This window comes from Sporichthya sp. (assembly GCF_013815995.1).
In the GTDB taxonomy this organism is placed as follows: domain Bacteria; phylum Actinomycetota; class Actinomycetes; order Sporichthyales; family Sporichthyaceae; genus Sporichthya.
Window position 1 is genome coordinate 1 of the sequence record NZ_JACDFE010000064.1, and the last position, 19,096, is coordinate 19,096.

Here is a 19,096-nt window from a genome sequence, read left to right on the forward strand (position 1 = left end):
GCACCAGGCGGCCGGCGGCGCGGGCCGCGGCCAGTTCGGGGTTGGACTCGCGGATCGCGGTCGAGACCACGACGGTGTCGGCGTCGCCGACCTGATCGGCCTGGTGCCCGACGTGCACCCGGGCTCCGAGCGCCCGCAGCGCGGCCAGCGCGGTCGAGTCCTTGGCGTCGCTGCCGGAGACGGTCACGCCGCGGGCCAGCAGGATGCGCGCGATGCCGGACATGCCGGCCCCGCCGATGCCGACGAAGTGCACCCGGCCGAGCTTGTCGGCGGACGGGATCTCGTCCGGGGTCAGGATCACGATCGCTTCCCCGCCCCGTTCGAACTGGCCAGCGCTTCCAGGACCAGGTCGACCAGCACCTCGTCCGCGTCGCGTCGACCGTGCGCGGCCGCGGCCGCGCCCATCGCGCTCACCCGGGCGGGGTCACCGGCCAGCGGGACGACGTTCTCGGTGATCCAGGCCGCGTTCACAGCTGAATCCTCCACCACCAGACCCCCGCCGGCCTCGACGACGGGCAGCGCGTTGCGCCGTTGTTCCCCGTTGCCGATCGGCAGCGGCACGTAGACCGCGGGCAGCCCGACCGCCGCCAGCTCCGCGCAGGTCATCGCGCCGGCCCGGCACAGGGCCACGTCGGCGGCGGCATAGGCCAGGTCCATCCGCTCCAGGTAGGGCACGACGACGTAGGGCGCGCCCGGATCGGAGCCGGCCCGGGCCGGGGCGCTGACCGAGGCGGCGTGCTCGCGGCCGACCGAATGCAGCACCTGGATACCGGCCGCATGCAGGGCGTCCGCCGCGCCGGTGGCGGCGTCGTTGAGCCGCTTGGCACCCAGCGAGCCGCCGAACACCAGCAGCGTCGGACGGTCCGGATCGAGCCCGAAGTACGCCCGCGCCTCGGCGCGGGTGGCCGCCCGGTCCAGGGTCGAGATGGTCTGCCGCAGCGGCAACCCGATCAGCCGGCCGTGCGGCAGGTCCTCGGCCCGGGCGGTGACCGCGACGAACTTGGTCATCCGGGCGCCGAGCCGGTTGGCCACCCCGGGCCCGGCGTTCGCCTCGTGCACGACGATCGGCAGCTTGCGCTTGCGCGCCGCCAGGTAGGCCGGCACCGAGACGTAACCGCCGAAGCCGACCACCACGTCGGCGCCGACCTCGTCCAGCACGGCGCCGGCCGCCTTGACCGCACCGCGCAGCTTCGACGGCAGCCGGAACAGGTCGAGGGTAGGGCGGCGCGGCAGCGGGACGCGCGGGACGTGACGCAGCGAGTAGCCGCGGGCCGGGACCAGGGTGTTCTCCATCCCGGTCTCGGTACCCAGCGCGGTGATGCCGACTGCGGGGTCCCGGCGGCGTAGCGCGTCGGCGAGGTTCATCGCGGGTTCGATGTGGCCGGCCGTGCCGCCCCCCGCGACGACGACATGCATGCCGGCCAGTGTGTTGCGCTGCAACGCAGATCCCCTCAGGTACGCGGCGAGCGCGAAAAACCCAGCCACGCCAGCCCTCGGCGCACCGGACCCGGTCCGCGCGCGGCGAGCGCGGCCTGGGCCCCGGGTTCCTGCCTCGCGAACGACAGCAGAATGCCCAGTGCCGCCATCACGGGCAGCAGGGCGGAGCCACCGTACGACACCAAGGGCAGCGGGATACCGGTGATCGGAAGGACACCGAGCACCGCGCCGATGTTGACCAGGGCCTGCACCGCGATCCATGCCGTGATCGAGGCCGCGGCGAGGGTGACGAACATGTCCCGGCTGCGGGACGCGATCCGGAATCCGGCGAAGACCAGCGCGGCGAACAGCGCCAGGACCCCGAGGGAGCCGACCAGCCCCAGCTCCTCGCCGATGATCGCGTAGATGAAGTCGGTGTGCGCCTCGGGCAGGTAGCCCCACTTCTCCCGGCTCGCCCCGAGCCCGACCCCGGTCAGGCCGCCCGAGGAGAGCGCGAAGATGCTCTGGGCGCCCTGCCAGCCGCTGTCGTGATAGGTCGCGAACGGATCCATGAACGAGGTGACCCGGCGCATCCGGTAGGGCTCGGTGTAGACCAGGAACAGGACGAGCCCACCGGCCACCGCGCCCGCGAAACCGAAGAAGCGCATCGGGGTGCCGGCGAAGAACAGCAGCGCGAGCAGGATCGCCAACAGCACCACGGTGGTCCCGAGGTCGCCGCCGAGCATGACCAGGAAGACCACCCCGACCGACATCGGCACCAGCGGGATCATCAGGTGGCTCCAGCGGTCCAGCAGCCGCTGCTTGCGGGCCAGCACGGTGGCCCCGAAGAGCACCAGGGCGAGCTTGGCCGCCTCCGAGGGCTGCACCTGGATCGGGCCGCCGAGGTAGATCCAGTTCCGGTTGCCGTTCACCTCGTGACCGACGCCCGGGACCAGCACCGCCGCGAGGCCGGCCAGCGAGACGAACATGGCCGGGAAGGCGAGCCGGCGGAACATCGTGGCCGACATCCGCGAGGTGATCCACATCAGCGGCAGGCCGAGGCAGACCCAGATCGCCTGCTTCTGCACGATCGAGAACACCGAGCCGGAGTTCTTGTAGGACTCGACGCTGGAGGCCGAGAGCACCATCACCAGGCCGAGCCCTACCAGCAGCAGGCTGGCGGTCAGCACCAGGTAGTAGGAGGTCAGCGGCCGGTCCAGCGCGCGCAGCCGCATCGCCAGCGTGACGCGCGGCGTGCTGGCGGCCGAGATCCCGGCGGCCTTCACGCGGGGGCCGGCCTCACCGACCGTGGCCATCGACCCGCCCCCTTACGTGTTGCCTAGCCCGTGGTGCCCGAACCGCCCGCCAGCTCGAGCACGGCGGCGGCGAACCGGTCCCCGCGCTCGCCGTAGTTGGCGAACATGTCCATGGACGCGCATGCCGGGGCGAGCAGGATCGTGTCCCCCGCCTCGGCGAGTTGCGCCGCGGCCGCGACTATCGCGGCCATCGCACCAGTGTCAACGGCGTCGACCTCGGTGACCGGCACATCCGGCGCGTGTCGCGCGAGTGCGGCCGCGATCTCGGCCCGGTCCGCGCCGATCAGCACGACGCCCTTGAGACGCCCCGCGGCACCTTCGATCAGATCGTCGAAGGTTGCGCCCTTGGCCAGGCCCCCGGCAATCCAGACGATCCGGTCATAAGCCCCCAGCGACGCCGCCGCCGCGTGCGGATTGGTGGCCTTGGAGTCGTCGATGTAGCGGATCCCGGCCACCGTGGCCACGTCGGCGATCCGGTGCGCGTCCGGGCGGAAGGCCGCCAGTCCGTCCCGGATCGCGGTGGCCGGGACGCCGAAGGCGCGCGCCAGTGCGGCGGCGGCGAGGGCGTTGGCCACGTTGTGCGGGGCGTTCGGGACGACGTCGGCGACGTTGGCCAGCTCGACGGCCGCGTTGTGCCGGTCAGCCAGGAAGGCCCGGTCCACCAGCAGGCCGGAGACCACGCCGAGCATGGACGGACCCGGCGTGCCGAGGGTGAACCCGATCGCGCGCGCCCCGTCGGTGACCTCGGCCTCCTCCACCAGGCGCTCGGTCACCGGGTCGGCCGCGTTGTAGACGCAGGCCACCTGCACGCCGGTGTAGATCTTGCCTTTGGCCCTGGCGTACCCGTCGAGGTCGCCGTGCCAGTCCACGTGATCCGGGGCGACGTTGAGCACCACCGCGGAGTGGCAGCGCAACGACGACGACCAGTGCAACTGGAAGCTGGACAACTCCACGGCGAGCACGTCGTAGCGAGGGACCCCGCTGCCCGTCTCGGCCATCACGACCTCGAGCAGCGGGGTGCCGACGTTGCCGGCCGCGACCGCCTTGAGGCCCGCCGCGTTCAGCATCGAGGTGAGCATCCGCACCGTCGTGGTCTTGCCGTTGGTCCCGGTGATCGCCAGCCAGGGGGCCGCGCCGGTGGTCGGGCGCAGGCGCCAGGCCAGCTCGACCTCGCCCCACACCTCCAGGCCGGCCGCGAGCGCGGTGACCAGCAGCGGCGAGCTGGGCTTCCAGCCCGGTGAGGTGACCACGACGTCGGCGCCGTCCGGAAGGGTCTCGCCATCCCAGGAACTCCCAGTGCCGAGGACGACGGTGGCCCCGAGCGCCTCCAGCACCCGCGCCCGGTCCCTGGCGGCGTCATCGGCCTTCCCGTCGACGACGGTGACGGTCGCACCCAACCCGAGCAACGCGTCCGCGGCGGCGAAGCCGGAGACCCCGATGCCGGCGACCACCACACCGATGCCGGACCAGTCGGCGTCCCGGTTGAGCCCGGGCACGCGGTCGCGCGCCATCAAGCTGCCGAGACCCACTCGGCGTAGAACACTCCGAGGCCGGCGGCCACGAACAGCCCGGCGATGATCCAGAACCGGATGACGATGGTGACCTCGTGCCAGCCCACCAGTTCGAAGTGGTGCTGCAGCGGAGCCATCCGGAACACCCGGCGCCGGGTCAGCTTGAAGAAGCCGACCTGGACGATCACGGAGATCGTGATCAGCACGAAGAGTCCACCGAGCAGGACCAGGAGCAGTTCGGTCCGGGTGGTGATGGCCAGCCCGGCGATGACGCCACCCAGGGCCAGCGAGCCGGTGTCGCCCATGAAGATCTTGGCCGGGGCGGCGTTCCACCACAGGAAGCCGAAACAGGCCCCCATCACGGCGGCCGCCACGATGGCGAGGTCCAGGGCGTTGGGTGTGTCGTAGCACTGCGGCTGCGGGACGACCGGGTTCGGGACGCAGGTGTTGCCGGCCTGCCAGACCCCGATCAGGACGTAGGCGGCGCAGACCATTCCCGCGGCGCCGGTGGCCAGGCCGTCCAGGCCATCGGTGAGGTTCACCCCGTTGGAGGTGGCGGCGATCATCACGTAGGCGAAGATGACGAAGCCGACCGCGCCGAGCTGGAAGCCGGTGTCCCGGATGAAGGAGATCTCCTTCGAGGCCGGGGAGAAGCCGCGGTAGTCCTCGAAGTTGAGCGCCATCAGCGCGAACGCCAGCGCAACCACGGACTGGCCGGCCAGCTTGGCCTTGCTGCGCAGCCCGAGGCTGCGCTGCTTGGAGACCTTGATGTAGTCGTCGAGGAAGCCGACCAGGCCGAGGCCGGCCATCAGGAACAGCACCTGCAGCGCGGGCGCCGTCGGGGACTTGTCCCGCAGCACCAGGTGAGCGGCCAGGTAGCCGGCGAGCACCGCGATGATGATGACCGAGCCACCCATGGTGGGCGTGCCGCGCTTGGTCTGGTGGGTCGTCGGACCGTCGTCGCGGATGAGCTGGCCGTAGCCCTGGCGGACCAGGATGCGGATGGCGATCGGGGTCCCGAGCAGGCTGATGATCAGCGCAACCGCGGCCGCCGCCAGCACACCTCTCACTCGAACACCTCGCTTCGCTCGGCCGAGTGAGAGGTGAGGCCACTGTGCTTGTTTGGCTCGCTGCGCTCGCGTACCGGGGGGCCCTCGAGCAGGGCCGCTGCCACGCGTTCGAGACCCGCGGCCCGGGAGGCCTTGACCAGCACCACGTCCTGCGGCGCTAGCTCCTTGGTCAGGAGCGCCGCCGCGGCATCTGCGTCCGCCACGAACACCGGCGCGTCGGCCCAGGCGCGGGCCCCGAGCGCGCCCGCATGGGCGGCCCGGGCGCCGTCGCCGACGACGACCAGCCGGGAGATGTTCATGTCGGCCACCAGCCTGCCCACCGCGTCGTGCTCAACGGCGGACGACTCGCCGAGCTCACGCATCTCGCCGAGGACGGCCCAGCTGCGCCGCTCCCCCGCGATCGCCACCAGCGCGTTCAGCGCGGCCCGCATCGAGTCCGGGTTGGCGTTGTAGGCGTCGTTGACGACGGTCACCCCGTCGGGTCGGGTAGTGACCTCCATCCGCCACCGGCTGCGGGGGGTCGCGGCGCTCAGCGCAGCGGCGATCGCGCTCGTCCTCATGCCCAGCTCGTGAGCCACCGCGGCGGCGGCCAGGGAGTTGATGACGTGGTGCGCGCCGTGCAGGCCGAGCGCGACCTCGGCGGTGCCGTCCGGCGTGCGCAGGGTGAATCGCGCCCGGCCCTCGCCGTCGAGCACGACGTCGGTGGCCGCGATGTCGGGGCCGCCGGCTCCCGAACCGAGGCCGTAGGTGAGCACCCGGGCGCTGGTCCGGGCGGCCATGGCCGCGACCAGCGGGTCGTCGGCGTTGAGCACCGCGAGCCCGTCGGCCGGCAGGGCCTCCACCAGCTCGCCCTTGGCGCGGGCGATCGCCTCACGGCTGCCGAACTCGCCGACGTGGGCGAGGCCGACGTTGAGCACGACCCCGATCCGCGGCGGGGCGATGTCACAGAGGTAGCGGACGTGACCGATCCCCCGCGCGCCCATCTCCATCACCAGGAAGCGGGTGAGCGAGTTCGCGCGCAGCGCGGTCAGCGGCAGGCCGATCTCGTTGTTGAACGAGCCGGGCGGGGCGATCGTCGTGCCGTGCGTCTCCAGCACGGAGGCGATCAGGTCCTTGGTGCTCGTCTTGCCCTGCGAGCCGGTGACCCCGACGACGGCGAGGTCGGCCTCCTCGGCGAGGCGGCGCACCACCAGCCCGGCCAGCTCCCCGAGCGCCTCCACGGTGTCGGAGACGATCACCGCCGGCACGCCGACCGGCCGGGTGGCCAGAACAGCCTTCGCGCCGGCCTCGACCGCGGCCGCGGCAAAGTCGTGACCGTCCACCCGCTCGCCGGGCACCGCCACGAACAGCGCGCCGGGAACGACCTCGCGGGAGTCGACCACCACCGGGCCGTCCACGAGCAGCTTGCCGTCGATGCCGTCGACCCGGCCGCCGGTGACGGCCGCGATCTCGGCCAGCGAGAGTCCGATCACTTCTTCGACCCGCGGGCACTGCCCGCCGGCCCCGGCTCGGCGGCCAGCAGCGCGTCGCCGAGCACCTCACGGTCGTCGAAGGGCTTGACCTCGCCCTTGATCTCCTGGCCCTGCTCGTGGCCCTTGCCGGCCACCACCACGGCGTCGCCGGCGGCGGCCTTCGACACCGCGAGGGCGATCGCCTTCGCGCGGTCGTGCTCGACGTGCAGTTCGGCCCGGTCGGCCTTGTCGACCCCGTCCGCGCCGGCCTTGACCGCGGCCAGGATCTCCTTCGGGTCCTCCGAACGCGGGTTGTCGTCGGTCAGGACGAGAACGTCGCCGAGGCGCGCGGCGACCTCGCCCATCAGCGGGCGCTTGGTCTTGTCCCGGTCGCCGCCGGCGCCGAGCACGACGATCAGCCTGCCGCTGGTGACCGGGCGCAGCGCGGTCAGGATGGTCTCGATCGCGTGGGGGGTGTGCGCGTAGTCGACGACGGCGAGGTAGTCCTGGCCGGCGTCCACCTTCTCCATCCGGCCGGGCACCCCGGGGCAGGCGGCGACGCCGTCGACGGCCGCCTTCAAAGGAAGCCCGGCCACCACCAGCGCCACGATCGCGCCGAGAGCGTTCGCCACGTTGAACGCGCCGGGCAGGCCGATCGAGGCGCTCGCCCCGGCGCCCTTCGGGCCCTGCACGGTGAACGTGGACCCCGCCGGACCGAGCTTGACCGCGACCGCCCGCCAGTCCGCCGCCTCGTCGCCGGTGGCGGAGAAGGTGGTGATCGGGATCTGGCGGTTCTGCGTCAGCCGTTTGCCGTAGGGGTCGTCCAAATTGACCACTCCGGCCTTGGCGTGCGCCGGGGTGAACAGGACGGCCTTGGCCTGGAAGTAGGCCTCCAGGGTGAAGTGCCAGTCCAGGTGGTCGTGGGAGAGGTTGGTGAACAGCGCGGCGTCGTAGACCACCCCGTCGACCCGGTGCAGGTCCAGCGCGTGGCTGGAGACCTCCATCGCGACCGCGTCGACCCCGCGTTCCTTCATCACCGCGAGTAACGCGTGCAGGTCCGGCGCCTCCGGGGTGGTGCGCGCGCTCGGCCCAAAAGGAGTGAATCCGCTCTCGTCGCTGATTCGCGTTGTCACCGTGCCGAACAGCCCGGTGCTGCGCCCGGCGGCCCGCAGGCCGGACTCCAGCATGAAGGCGGTGGTCGTCTTGCCGTTGGTGCCGGTCACGCCGATGGTGAGCATCGCGGCGGCCGGTTCGCCGTAGACGGCCGCGGCCACGGCGCCGAGCGAGGCGCGCGCATCGTTGGCGACCAGCACCGGCAGGCCGGCCAGCCTGGAGCGCTCCCGGCCCAGTGGGTCGGTGAGGATCGCGACCGCGCCCGCCTCGGCGGCCTGTTTGACGAAGGCCGCGCCGTGGGTGTTCTCACCGAGCATGGCGGCGTAGAGATCACCCGGTCGGACCTGCCGCGAGTCGTGCGTGAGGCCGCTGATCTTGACCGTTCGACCCTCCGGGTCGGGCAGTTCGGCCCCGATCAACTGGCCCAGTTCGCCGACGGTGCGCGCCTGTGGCTTATCGGGTCGCAGCGAGGTCGGGGACACGACGAGTCAGGGTAGTCAGCGCGGGCAACCCGTTCATCGTGGGGTGATCACCAGTCGAGCGGGAGGCGGGCCGGCTTCGCACCGGTCGGGCGGATGCCCAGCGTGCGCAGCGCGAACGTCATGACCTCGACGAACACCGGTCCGCCGAGCATGCCGCCGTAGTGACCGTTGACCGGCTTCTGCAGCGTGACCGAGACGACGATGCGCGGATCGTCGGCGGGGGCGAACCCGGCGAAGGAGGCGGTGTAGCCGCGGTAGCACTTGCACTCGGAGTCCGCGAACTGCGCGGTACCGGTCTTGCCCGCCACCCGGTAGCCGGCGATCTGCACGTGCGGGGCGGTCCCGCCGGGGCCGGTGACCTGCTCGAGCATCTTGCCCACGGTGGTCGCGGTGGCGGCGCTGACCACCGGGGTGACGGCTGGGGCCGCCGGGGTGTGGACCACGCCGTCCTTGTCGGTCCAGGACTTCACCAGGGTGGGCGCGATCCGCACCCCGCCGTTGCCGATGGTCTGGTAGATGCTCGCCGCCTGCACGGTGTTCAGGGCGAAGCCCTGGCCGAACGGGAGGGTGTAGCGGGTGGTCCCGGTCCAGCTGTCCAGCTTGGGCAGCAGGCCCCGGCTCTCGCCGGGGAAGCCCAGGCCGCTCGGCTCGGCGATGCCGAACTTCTTGAGGTAGTCGAAGAGCAGTTGGCTGCTGATCCGGTCCGTGGCCAGCACGGTGCCGATGTTGCTGGACTTGGCCAAGATCCCGGCCAGCGTCCAGCGCTCCGTCCCGTGCGGATCGCTGTCGTTCAGGACCTGGCCGGACCGGCGCAGCTCGCCGGGAACCGTGAACTCCGAGCGGGGGGTCACCACGCCCTGCTCGATCAGCGCCGACATGGTCAGCGCCTTCGTGATCGAGCCGGGCTCGTAGATCTGGGACACAGCGCGGTTGCCGCGGTTCTCGTCCGAGCCCTTGCCCGGGTTGTTCGGGTCGAAGGTCGGCGCCGTGGCCATCGCCAGAATCTCGCCGGTGCGGATGTCCTGCACGATCACGGTCCCGGACTCGGCCTTGGTCTCGCGCACCTTCGCCGCGATCGCCTGCTGGGCGGAGTACTGGATGTCCCGGTCGATGGTGAGCTGCAGGTCCTGGCCGGACACCGGCTCGCTGCCCCGGATGCCGGCGGTGGCGATCTTGCCGCCGCTGCTGCTGCGCTCGTAGGTCTGCTGGCCGTCCTTGCCGGACAGCAGCTCGTCGAACTCGCGCTCGATGCCGCCACCGGCTGCGCCGGAGGCGTTGAGGAAGCCGAGCACGTTCGCGGCGAGGGTGTCGGCCGGGTACACCCGCTGGCTGGAGACCTCGGCGAAGATGCCGCTGATCGGCTTGCCGGTGCCCGGGTCGACGGTGGCCGCGATGTCGCGCCACTGCTCCGGGTCGATGTTGTGGGCGAGGATCACGTAGCGGCGCGGCCGCTCGCCCAGTTTGGCCGCCAACTCGGTCTCGTCGAGATTGAGCTTGGACGCGAGCAGGTGGGCATAGGCGACCGGGTCGGCGATCAAGGTCGGGTCCGCGGTGACCGTGCGGGCCTCCACCGAGCGGGCGAGCACGTCGCCGTCGCGGTCGAGGATCACCCCGCGGTTCGCCGGCACCGTGACCGTCCGCAGCCGCTCGTTCTGGGCCACCGAGGCGTAGCTGCTGGCCTCGAAGCCCTGCACCTGGAACAGGCGGCCGACCATCAGCACGCTGACCAGGGACAGGATCATCAGCGCCGCGTGCAGGCGGCGGCCCGGGTTGCCGAGCTTGTTCCCCCGCTTGTTCTGCGGCGCCGGGCGGCGACCGGGCGAGGGCCGGCGCGCGGCGGGCCGACGCGCGGGCTGAGGACGTCGGCCGGTCACAAGCACTCCTGTCCCACACGCACCATCGTCCAGGTCAGAGCTTGGCGGCGGGTCCCGCCACGCCGACCGGATCGAACTGATTGACCGTCAGTTGCCGGGCGGCGGGTCGACGACCTGCTCGCCGCCACCCCGGGAGCCGGACTTCTCCTGCTCGGCCAGCTTCTGCTCCCAGTTCCGCTGGGCCTGGTCCCGCGCTGCCTGCTCGGCGGCCGCGGCCTGCTCGGCGGCGAGGCGCTGCTGGTCGACAGCGGCCTGCTCCTGCTTGCGCGCCTTGCGCGCTTCCTTGGCGACCTTCTCCTGCGCCGTCTGTTCCGCCTCGAGCTGCGCCTTGGCCGCCAGCTCGGCCTTCTGCGCGGCGGTCAACGGCGGCGGGATGTACGGCGCGGGCAGGGCGCCGTCGCTGACGGTGCCGTCCGCCAAGGAGACGAAGGCCACGCCAGGGGCCGGCACCATGCCGATCTTGCGGGCGGCCTTGGCCAGCCGGTCCGGAGCGGCAGCCCGGGCCAGTTTCTCCTCCAGGGTCTGGCTGCGGTCGTCGAGCTCGGTGGCCTGCTTCTGCAGCTTGCTCGCGGTGAAGGAGCCCTGGGCCAGCGCGGTGTTGATGCCGAGCAGTGCGCCCAGACCACCGGAGAGCACCAGCACGATCAGCATCACGAAGGAGGCCTTGCCGGTCCGCGGCGCCGGTCCCGGCACCACGGCCAGCGTCGGCGTGGTCGTCCCGGCGCGGGTGGTGCGGGGCGGCACCGGCCGCGGTGAGTGCAGCACGGAAGCGCCCGTGCGGGCCGCGCGCGCGTTCATGACGTCTCCGCCACGGACTTCGTCCTCGCGGAGCCGCGGGCAGCGCTCATCTTTCGCTCGCTGCGCTCGCTCATGCCGCCCTCAGCTTCTCGGCGGCCCGCACCCGGGCGGACCCGGCCCGGGAGTTGACCGCGATCTCCGCCTCCCTAGGGGTGTCGCCCTTGGCGAGCAGACGCAGCACCGGGGCGTGGTCGGGCAGTTCGACCGGCAGATCCATCGGGCCGGTCGACAGCGCGCCCGCGGCCAGCGCCCGCTTGACGATCCGGTCCTCCAGGGACTGATAGGTCAGCACGACGACCCGGCCGCGCACCGCGAGAGCGTCGATCGCGGCCGGCATCGCGCCCTCCAGGGCGGCGAGCTCGCCGTTGACCTCGATCCGCAGGGCCTGGAAGGTGCGCTTGGCCGGGTTGCCGCCGGTGCGGCGGGCCGGGGCCGGAATGGCGGCCCGGATCAGCTCGACCAGGCGCGCGGAGGTGGTGAAGGGCTCGCGGGTCCGCTCGCGGACCACCGCGTCGGCGATCCGGCGGGCGAACTTCTCCTCGCCGTAGGCGCGCAGGATGCGGGCCAGGTCGGCGGCGGCATAGGTGTTCAGGACTTCGGCCGCGGTGACCCCCATGGTCGGGTCCATCCGCATGTCCAGGGCCGCGTCCTGGGAGTAGGCGAAGCCGCGACCCGCATCGTCGAGCTGCATCGAGGACACCCCGAGGTCGAACAGGGCGCCCTGCACGTTGCGCAGCCCGAGCCGGCCGAGCACCTCGGGCAGCTCGTCGTAGACGGCGTGCACGAGCGTCACCCGCTCACCGAACGGGGCGAGCCGGGCCGCGGAGAGCTCCAGGGCTGCCGGGTCGCGGTCCAGGCCGACCAGCCGGAGCCCGCCGAACCGGGTGAGCATGGCCTCGCTGTGCCCGCCGAGCCCGACGGTGGCATCCACCACGACCGCACCGGGTTCGTCGAGGGCCGGCGCGAGCAGCGCGAGCACCCGGTCCACCAGAACCGGCACGTGCCGGTCGGCGGGGGCCCCATCGCTGCTCACTGGTGATCCTCGTTCTCGCGGGTCGTTCTGGGGAGTACCGGTGGTCGTGCTGTGCAGGACGCTGGGCCAGGTCCCCGCCCGCTCTGTGTGTTCCGGCACCGGGGAAGGTGAGTCGGAACGCGCTTTCCGGCACCGGGGAAGGTGAGCCGGAATCCCGAGCGGGGGGAGACCTCGCGCCGCGTACTGCAGGCAGTACGGACGTGGGGTCACATGAGTCCGGGGAACACCTCCTCCGACAGGTCGGCGAAGGCCTGCTCCTGCGCGGCCAGGTAGGTGTCCCAGGCGCCGCTCTCCCAGACCTCGACCCGGGCGTTGGCGCCGATCACGACGCACTCCCGGTCCAGACCGGCGTAGGCCCTCAGCTGCGCCGGGATGGTGACCCGGCCCTGCTTGTCGGGCACCTCGTCGGAGGCGCCGGCGTAGAGGACGCGCATGAAGTCACGCGGGCCCTTGGAGGTCACCGGCGCGGTGCGGACGGCCTCGGCCATCCGGGAGAACTCCGCGACGGGCCAGATGTAGAGGCAGCGCTCCTGGCCCTTCGTGATCACGAGCCCCTCCGCGAGTTCGTCCCGGAATTTCGCCGGGAGGATCAGCCGCCCTTTTTCGTCGAGCCGCGGTGTGTGGGTGCCGAGGAACACCGCTCCACCCCCACAGCCACCCGTGGAGCCCATTTCTCTCCACTGATCTCCACAGTACTCCACTTCGCTCCACGATCAACGGGAAATGGGCAAAGTCCTTCGCACTCACGGCGCAGATTCCGATCTGCGCACCCCGATGCACCGAACCCCTGCCGCGCACCAAGCAAGGGGGTAGAGAATGACCACTCACATCCCGGGCACTCCGCTGGACTAAGTGCTGGACTAAGTGCCGGACGTGTACCTGACCGATCGCGCTCGGCCCTGGAGGATTCGTGACCGCTCCGCACGGCAACCCGGCAGCCGGGATGGCGTACCAAGTGCCGGTCGGTCAGGCGGCCGGGATGGGGGTCAGCCTCACCGAGACCGCAGGCCGGATCCGGGCCACGATCGAGCGAGTCATCGAGGGCAAGCCCGAATCGGTGCGGCTCGCGGTGGTGGTCCTCCTCGCCGAAGGCCACCTGCTTGTTGAGGACGTCCCCGGCGTCGGCAAGACGATGCTGTCCAAGGCGCTGGCCCGCTCGGTCGACTGCACCGTGCGCCGGATCCAGTTCACCCCGGACCTGCTGCCCTCGGACATCACCGGGGTGAGCATCTACAACCAGGAGCGCCGGGACTTCGAGTTCAAGCCGGGCGCGATCTTCGCCAACGTGGTGATCGGCGACGAGATCAACCGGGCCTCCCCCAAGACGCAGTCAGCGCTGCTGGAGTGCATGGAGGAGAACCAGGTCACCGTCGACGGCGTCACCTACGAACTGGCAGCGCCGTTCATGGTGGTGGCCACCCAGAACCCGGTCGAGATGGAGGGCACCTACCCGCTGCCCGAGGCTCAGCGCGACCGGTTCATGGCCCGGATCTCCATGGGCTACCCGCACGGTGCGGCCGAGCTCGCCATGATCGACAGCCACGGCGGGGCCTCGCCGCTGGACTTCCTGGAGCCGGCCACCGACGGCGCGACCGTGGTCAAGCTGATCGAGATCGTGCGCGCGGTGCACGTCTCACCGGCGGTGAAGCAGTACACCGTCGACCTGGTCGGGGCCACCCGGACCTCCACCGAACTGCGTCTCGGCGCCTCGCCGCGGGCGACGCTGCACCTGATCCGGGCCGCCCGCGCCTCCGCGGCGCTGGACGGCCGGGACTTCGTGCTGCCCGACGACATCCAGGCCCTGGCGATGCCGGTGCTGGCGCACCGCATGCTGACCACCGCCGAGGCCCAGATCGCCCGGCGCAGCTCGGCGGCGATCGTCCGCGACATCGTGCGCAGCGTCCCGCTGCCGGGCCGCTGAGCGGTACCCGAGCACTGTGCGGATGATCTCCGGACTCACGCTGCGCGGCCGGTGCTTCCTGGTCGGCGGGCTGGCCGCGCTCGGCTGCGCGATCGTGCTCGGCCAGCAGGATGTGCTGCGGGTTGCGGTGCTGCTGATCACGCTGCCCCTGGTGTGCGCCGCGGTCGTGCTGCGTACCCAGCACAAACTCACCACGAGCCGGGTGATCGAGCCGATCCGGGTGCCGGCCGGCGAAGAGGCCCGGATCACCCTGCGGGTCGACAACCAGGCCCTGGTGCCCAGCGGGCTCCTGCTGGCGGAGGACACCCTGCCGCGCGGGATGAGCGCACGGCCCCGTTTCGTCGTCGACCGCCTCGAGCCGCGCGGGCGCCGCGAGGTCTTCTACCGGGTGCGCAGCCAGGTCCGGGGCCGATTCCCGATCGGGCCGCTGAAGCTGCGCCTCGCCGACCCGTTCGGGATGTGCGAGCTGTCCCGGTCCTACGCCGGCACCGATGACCTGATCGTCATCCCGGTGGTCGAGCACATCCCGTTCGTGGTGCTCGGGGGCGAGTGGACCGGCGGCAACGACAGCCACCCCAGCTCGATCCCGTCGGCCGGTGAGGACGACATCGGCACGCGCGAGTACCGCTACGGCGACTCCCTGCACCGGGTGCACTGGCGCTCCACGGCCCGCCGCGGCGAGATGATGGTGCGCCGCGAGGAGCACCCCCGGCAGAGCCAGGCGACCCTGCTGATCGACGCCCGGGCCGGCGCCCACGCCGGGGAAGGGCTGCACTCCTCCCTGGAGTGGGCCGTGTCCGCGGCCGCGTCGCTGTCCATCCACCTGAGCCGCCGCGGATTCACCCTGCGGGTTCTCACCGAGACCGGCACCGGCATGGCCGGCATGCCCGGCGACGTGCTCTCCCCCTCCCCGGACCTCGAGGGCCTGCTGCTCGACGCGCTGGCCATGCTGACCGCGACCAAGACGCCGACGCTGGCCGAGGCCACCCGTGCCCTGCACCGGGCCGGTGCCGACAGCCTGGTGGTCGCGTTGCTCGGCGACCTCAGCGCCGCCGACGCGGCCGCCCTCGCCCGGCGCCGGCAGGGCACCACGACCGCCATCGCGCTGATGCTGCGCCCCTCGACCTGGGGCCTGGGCACCGAGCCCCGGTCCGAGGAGGCGACCCGGTTCGACCACAACCTCGCCCTGCTGCGCAACGGCGGCTGGCGCGCCGTTCCGGTCTCGGCCGGGGACCGGCTGCCCGACGTATGGCTGGGCGTGGCCCGCAGCGGCGGCCCGATCTCCGGCGTGCGCCCGATGGGCGCGGCCCTGTGAAGGATCTGCGCACCTCGCTCAAGCTGACCTTCGCCGCCCTGGTGGCCTGCCTGCTGACGACCGGGCTGCTCTACTCGGTCTTCGACGGCAACGAGTGGTTCGCGCGCAGCGCCGGGGCGGTCGTCCTGGTCGCGGGGATAGGCGCGCTCTGCCGGGCGACCCTGCTGATCCCGGCTCTCCTGGTCCCGCTGATCCAGGCGGCCGCGGTGCTGGTGTACGTGAGCCCCACCTATGCCTCGGACGACGCGAACTCCGGTTGGCTGCCGGGCAGGGCGGCGCTGGACACTCTGCGCGATCGCCTCGACGCCGGCTTCACCGAGATCGACACCGTCACCCCGCCGCTCACCCCGTCGGAGCAGGTCACCCTGGTCGTGGTGGTCGGCGTCGCCCTGATGGCGATCCTGGTCGACCTGCTCGCGGCCGGGCTCCGGCAGACCGCGCTGGCCGGGCTGCCGCTCCTGGTCCTGTACGTGGTTCCGGCCGCGGTGCTGCCGAACGGGATGGACGGCGCGCTGTTCCTGCTGCCCGCCGGCGGCTACCTGCTGCTGCTCATCACCGACAGCCGGGAGCGGTTGCTGCGCTGGGGGGTCGCGGTCTCCGGCCGCGGCGGCGAGGCCCGGACCACCCGCTCCGCCGGCGAGCTCGGCCAGATGACCCGGCGGATCGGTGTCACCGTGCTCTCGATGTCGATCGTCATCCCGGCGCTGGCGCCGCGGCTGTCCGACGGCGCCTTCGGGGCCGGCGGCATCGGCAACGACCCCGACGGCGGCGGCACGATCTCCACGCTCAACCCGCTGGTGAGCATGCGCCGGGACCTGGTCCGCCCGCAGGACCTCGACCTGATGACGGTGCGCACCAACTCCCTGGACGCCGGCGAGCTCTACCTGCGCGCGGTCACCCTGGACACCTTCGACGGCGAGGAGTGGCGGGCCGGCCGGCGTGAGGTACGCCGCTTCGACGCCAACCTGCCCGACCCGAAGGCCGGACTCTCGGACACGGTGCCCAACGTGCCGGTGGAGACCTCCGTCCAGGTCCTGGGGAACCTGCAGTCCGACTATGTCCCGATGCCGTTCCCGGCGACCCGGCTGGAGATCGAGGGCGGCTGGCGGGTCGACCCGCTGACCAACAACGTGGTCAGCCACAACGGGCCTGAGCAGATCACCGGCATGACCTACTCGGTCGACAGTGTCGACCTGGACCCCAGGCCCACCGATGTGACGGCGGCGCTGAGCATCGATCCCTACCTGGCGCCGTACCTCGAGCTGCCCGAGGACCTGCCGCAGCGGGTCAAGGACCTGGCCGAGCGGGTCACCAAGGGCACCGACACGATTCTGGCCCGGGCCATCGCGCTGCAGCAGTGGTTCCGCGACCCGGACGAGTTCGCCTACGACCTGCGCCAGCGTCCGGGCACCGGCAAGGACGCGATCCTCGCCTTCCTGGAGGACCGCCGCGGGTACTGCGAGCAGTTCGCCTCGACGATGGCCGTGATGGCCCGGCACCTGAAGATCCCGGCCCGGGTGAACGTCGGTTTCACCCCTGGCTCCCCCAACCCCGACGGCACCCGCACGGTCAGCGCCCACGACGCGCACGCCTGGCCGGAGCTGTGGATGCCCGGCGTGGGCTGGACTCGTTTCGAGCCGACCCCCGGCAGTGCCGCGTCCAACCCCGACGTGCCGAACTGGCTGTCCCCGAAGCCCCCGGACGGCCAGACCGGTGGCAACGAGGGCGAGAACGAGACGGAGGCCACCCCGAGCCCCGAGCCGCCTACCGGCGCGACGGCTCCGCCGGACCCGGCCACCGTCAACCCCGGCCTCGAAGGCGTCCTGCCGCTGCCGGCCGAGGACACCTGCCTGCCGCCCAAGTACGTCGATGCCAAGACCGACGAGTGCCGCGACCCGCTGGACCCCTGGTACCAGCGCTGGTGGAAGGCAGGGGCGACGGGTGGGCTGCTCCTTCTGTTGCTGCTCGTTCCGCCGCTGGCCCGCGTCGCCGTGCGACGGCGGCGCTGGGCGCTGGTGGGCACTCCTGGTGCTGCCGGGGCGACCGGCCCGGCCGCCGAATGGACGTGGGTGGAGCTGCGGGACAGCGCGATCGACCTCGGCTACATCTGGCCGGAGGCGCGGACCCCGCGCCAGACCTCGGCCGAACTGGCCGGCGACGGCAAGCTCGGGCCGAACTCCTCGGACGCGCTGGCGATGATCACCCAGTTCGTGGAGCGGGTGCGCTACGCCCCCGGCGACGCGGTGAGCCCGGGCCGGGACCAGTTGCGCGGCGCCGTCGACGAGGTCCGCCGCGACCTCGGCAACACCGCCGGGCGCAAGCGGCGGATCCAGGCCCTGCTGTGGCCACGCTCGCTCGGCACCCTGCTCGGGCGGGTCGCGATGCAGACCCGGACCAAGTCCGTCGCCGCCCGCCAGTCGGTGCTGCGGACCCTGCGCCTGCGCCGCGCCTGACCGGCACCGGGTTATTCCCCCGAACATACGAGAGCCCCGGCCGGTGGCCGGGGCTCTCCGTGTGGTTCAGCTGATCAGCAGATGGTTAGCGACCCTCGTCGCGGCGACGGCGCCACCGATCCTCGAAGCGCTCCGTCATCCCCCGCTTGGGGCCCTTGGTGCGGCCCTTCGGACGGCCACCCTTGATCGGGGTGACGTTCGAGCGGACCGCCTCGCCGGTGCCGGAGACCTTGCGCCAGCTGGTCACCGCGAAGAGCGCGGAAGCCAACATGAGCACGAAGCCGAAGACCCCCACGATCCACACCGTGGAGACCACGCCGGTCATCAGCAGGACGACGCCCAGGATGAAGCCGACCGCGGAGGCCAGGGCCCGGCGGCGGTAGTGCGAGCGCAGATCGGTGCCGCGCAACGAGGAGACGAACTTCGGGTCCTCGGCATAGAGGGCCCGCTCCATCTGCTCGAGCAAACGCTGCTCGTGCTCGGAGAGCGGCACGGATTCCTCCTCAAGGGCAGCCACCCCACGGCTGCCGCGTACCCGCCAGGATAAGCAGCGAACCCCGTCGTTGTAACCCGACCCAGAAGATCAGACCCTCGGATGGCGCAGAGATCTTTGCCGAGGACACCGAAAACGCGCCGAAACCGCGGCCAAACCTCGGCTCAGCCTGAATCTTGGGCTTAAAGGTCCTTCGGTGCGCCCCGCCGACCGGACTGGTCGGGGCCGCGATCCGACCGTCGCTCACGTCCTGATGCGGCTTCAGTGAGTCAGGTCCTCGGTCAGGGGCGCGAGGCGAGCACGTGGAGCTGGGTCGCGATGGCCCGGAACGCCGGCACCTCGGCCACCGCGGACTCCAGCGCCACCAGATCCTCCCGGGACAGCGCCTCGCCCTCGATCACGGTGCTCGGCACCAGGTCGGAGAACACCCGGACCCCGTGGGTGGCCAGCACCCGGGCCCCGGCGGCCTGCACCAGCGCGTGGATCTCGTCCGGGTCGAACCGGCGCGGCAGCGGGTCGGAGGCGCCCCAGCGGCCGGCGGGATCCTCCAGGGCGTGCCGGGCGGCGGCGATGTTGCCGCTGACGGCCCGGGCGAAGACGGCCGCGTTGCGGTTGGCGACCAGCAGGCTCGCCACCCCACCCGGCCGGAGCGCGCTGACGGCGGCGAGCAGGGCGCCGGCCGGGTCGTCGGTGTACTCCAGCACGCCGTGGCAGAGCACCAGGTCGAACTGGTCGGTGCCGGCCACGGCTGCGAGGTTGTCCGCGTCGCCCTGCACCGCGCGCACCTGGGCGGCGACCCCGGCCTCGGCGACCCGGCGGCCCAGCGCCGCGAGGGCGTCCGGGCTGGGGT

At 72.3% G+C, this 19,096-nt stretch carries 16 protein-coding genes; 3 read left to right on the plus strand and 13 right to left on the minus strand.

From position 1 onward, the window contains the following. From H0X00_RS09470 to mraZ, 11 genes are all read right to left on the minus strand, one after another. Nucleotides 1-304 (minus strand): Mur ligase domain-containing protein (locus H0X00_RS09470; protein WP_367186522.1); only part of this gene is annotated, 304 nt, incomplete at its 3' end. Then, nucleotides 298-1,416 (minus strand): undecaprenyldiphospho-muramoylpentapeptide beta-N-acetylglucosaminyltransferase, encoded by a 1,119-nt coding sequence (murG, locus tag H0X00_RS09475; RefSeq protein WP_367186524.1) that lies wholly within the window; start codon nt 1,414-1,416, stop codon nt 298-300. The genes murG and H0X00_RS09470, both read right to left, overlap by 7 nt. 35 nt (nt 1,417-1,451) lie before the next feature. Beyond that, nucleotides 1,452-2,732, minus strand: coding sequence for a putative lipid II flippase FtsW (gene ftsW, locus H0X00_RS09480; RefSeq protein ID WP_293769408.1), 1,281 nt, complete (start codon nt 2,730-2,732; stop codon nt 1,452-1,454). 23 nt (nt 2,733-2,755) lie between these two features. Further along, nucleotides 2,756-4,243, minus strand: a complete 1,488-nt coding sequence (gene murD / locus H0X00_RS09485) for a UDP-N-acetylmuramoyl-L-alanine--D-glutamate ligase (protein ID WP_367186525.1) — start codon at nt 4,241-4,243, stop codon at nt 2,756-2,758. Beyond that, complete coding sequence (gene mraY, locus H0X00_RS09490; RefSeq protein WP_293769412.1) at nt 4,243-5,313, minus strand: phospho-N-acetylmuramoyl-pentapeptide-transferase; 1,071 nt, start codon at nt 5,311-5,313, stop codon at nt 4,243-4,245. Before mraY ends, murD begins: the two co-directional genes overlap by 1 nt. Next, entirely contained in the window at nt 5,310-6,785 is a 1,476-nt protein-coding gene (murF, locus tag H0X00_RS09495; protein WP_293769414.1) for a UDP-N-acetylmuramoyl-tripeptide--D-alanyl-D-alanine ligase, read from the minus strand. Before murF ends, mraY begins: the two co-directional genes overlap by 4 nt. Next, a complete protein-coding gene (locus tag H0X00_RS09500; protein WP_367186526.1) occupies nt 6,782-8,344 on the minus strand; it encodes a UDP-N-acetylmuramoyl-L-alanyl-D-glutamate--2,6-diaminopimelate ligase in 1,563 nt (520 codons plus the stop codon). Before H0X00_RS09500 ends, murF begins: the two co-directional genes overlap by 4 nt. 62 nt (nt 8,345-8,406) lie before the next feature. Next, on the minus strand, nt 8,407-10,233 hold the full coding sequence (locus tag H0X00_RS09505) for a penicillin-binding protein 2 (protein ID WP_293769418.1): 1,827 nt from the start codon (nt 10,231-10,233) through the stop codon (nt 8,407-8,409). 87 nt (nt 10,234-10,320) lie between these two features. Next, complete coding sequence (locus tag H0X00_RS09510; protein WP_293769420.1) at nt 10,321-11,031, minus strand: hypothetical protein; 711 nt, start codon at nt 11,029-11,031, stop codon at nt 10,321-10,323. Between the two features lie 70 nt (nt 11,032-11,101). Beyond that, nucleotides 11,102-12,064 carry a 16S rRNA (cytosine(1402)-N(4))-methyltransferase RsmH gene (gene rsmH, locus H0X00_RS09515; protein ID WP_293769422.1) on the minus strand — a complete coding sequence of 321 codons (963 nt, stop codon included), beginning with the start codon at nt 12,062-12,064 and terminating at the stop codon, nt 11,102-11,104. A gap of 206 nt (nt 12,065-12,270) precedes the next feature. Continuing rightward, complete coding sequence (mraZ, locus tag H0X00_RS09520; RefSeq protein WP_293769424.1) at nt 12,271-12,702, minus strand: division/cell wall cluster transcriptional repressor MraZ; 432 nt, start codon at nt 12,700-12,702, stop codon at nt 12,271-12,273. A gap of 341 nt (nt 12,703-13,043) precedes the next feature. Here mraZ and H0X00_RS09525 point away from each other — a divergent pair, with 341 nt between their 5' ends. Genes H0X00_RS09525 through H0X00_RS09535 form a run of 3 tightly spaced genes read left to right on the plus strand, consistent with a single transcriptional unit; the run spans nt 13,044 to nt 17,753 of the window. Next, nucleotides 13,044-13,985, plus strand: a complete 942-nt coding sequence (locus H0X00_RS09525) for an AAA family ATPase (RefSeq protein WP_367186527.1) — start codon at nt 13,044-13,046, stop codon at nt 13,983-13,985. Between the two features lie 22 nt (nt 13,986-14,007). Next, nucleotides 14,008-15,300, plus strand: coding sequence for a DUF58 domain-containing protein (locus H0X00_RS09530; RefSeq protein WP_293769428.1), 1,293 nt, complete (start codon nt 14,008-14,010; stop codon nt 15,298-15,300). Then, complete coding sequence (locus H0X00_RS09535) at nt 15,297-17,753, plus strand: DUF3488 and transglutaminase-like domain-containing protein (protein WP_293769430.1); 2,457 nt, start codon at nt 15,297-15,299, stop codon at nt 17,751-17,753. The genes H0X00_RS09530 and H0X00_RS09535 overlap by 4 nt, the downstream gene beginning before the upstream one ends. An 85-nt stretch (nt 17,754-17,838) precedes the next feature. Here H0X00_RS09535 and H0X00_RS09540 read toward each other — a convergent pair whose 3' ends face one another. Further along, the gene (locus H0X00_RS09540) at nt 17,839-18,246 is read right to left on the minus strand and encodes a DUF3040 domain-containing protein (protein ID WP_293769432.1); all 408 of its coding nucleotides are present in this window, start codon (nt 18,244-18,246) and stop codon (nt 17,839-17,841) included. A 281-nt stretch (nt 18,247-18,527) separates the two neighbouring features. Beyond that, nucleotides 18,528-19,096 (minus strand): methyltransferase (locus tag H0X00_RS09545; protein WP_293769434.1); only part of this gene is annotated, 569 nt, incomplete at its 5' end.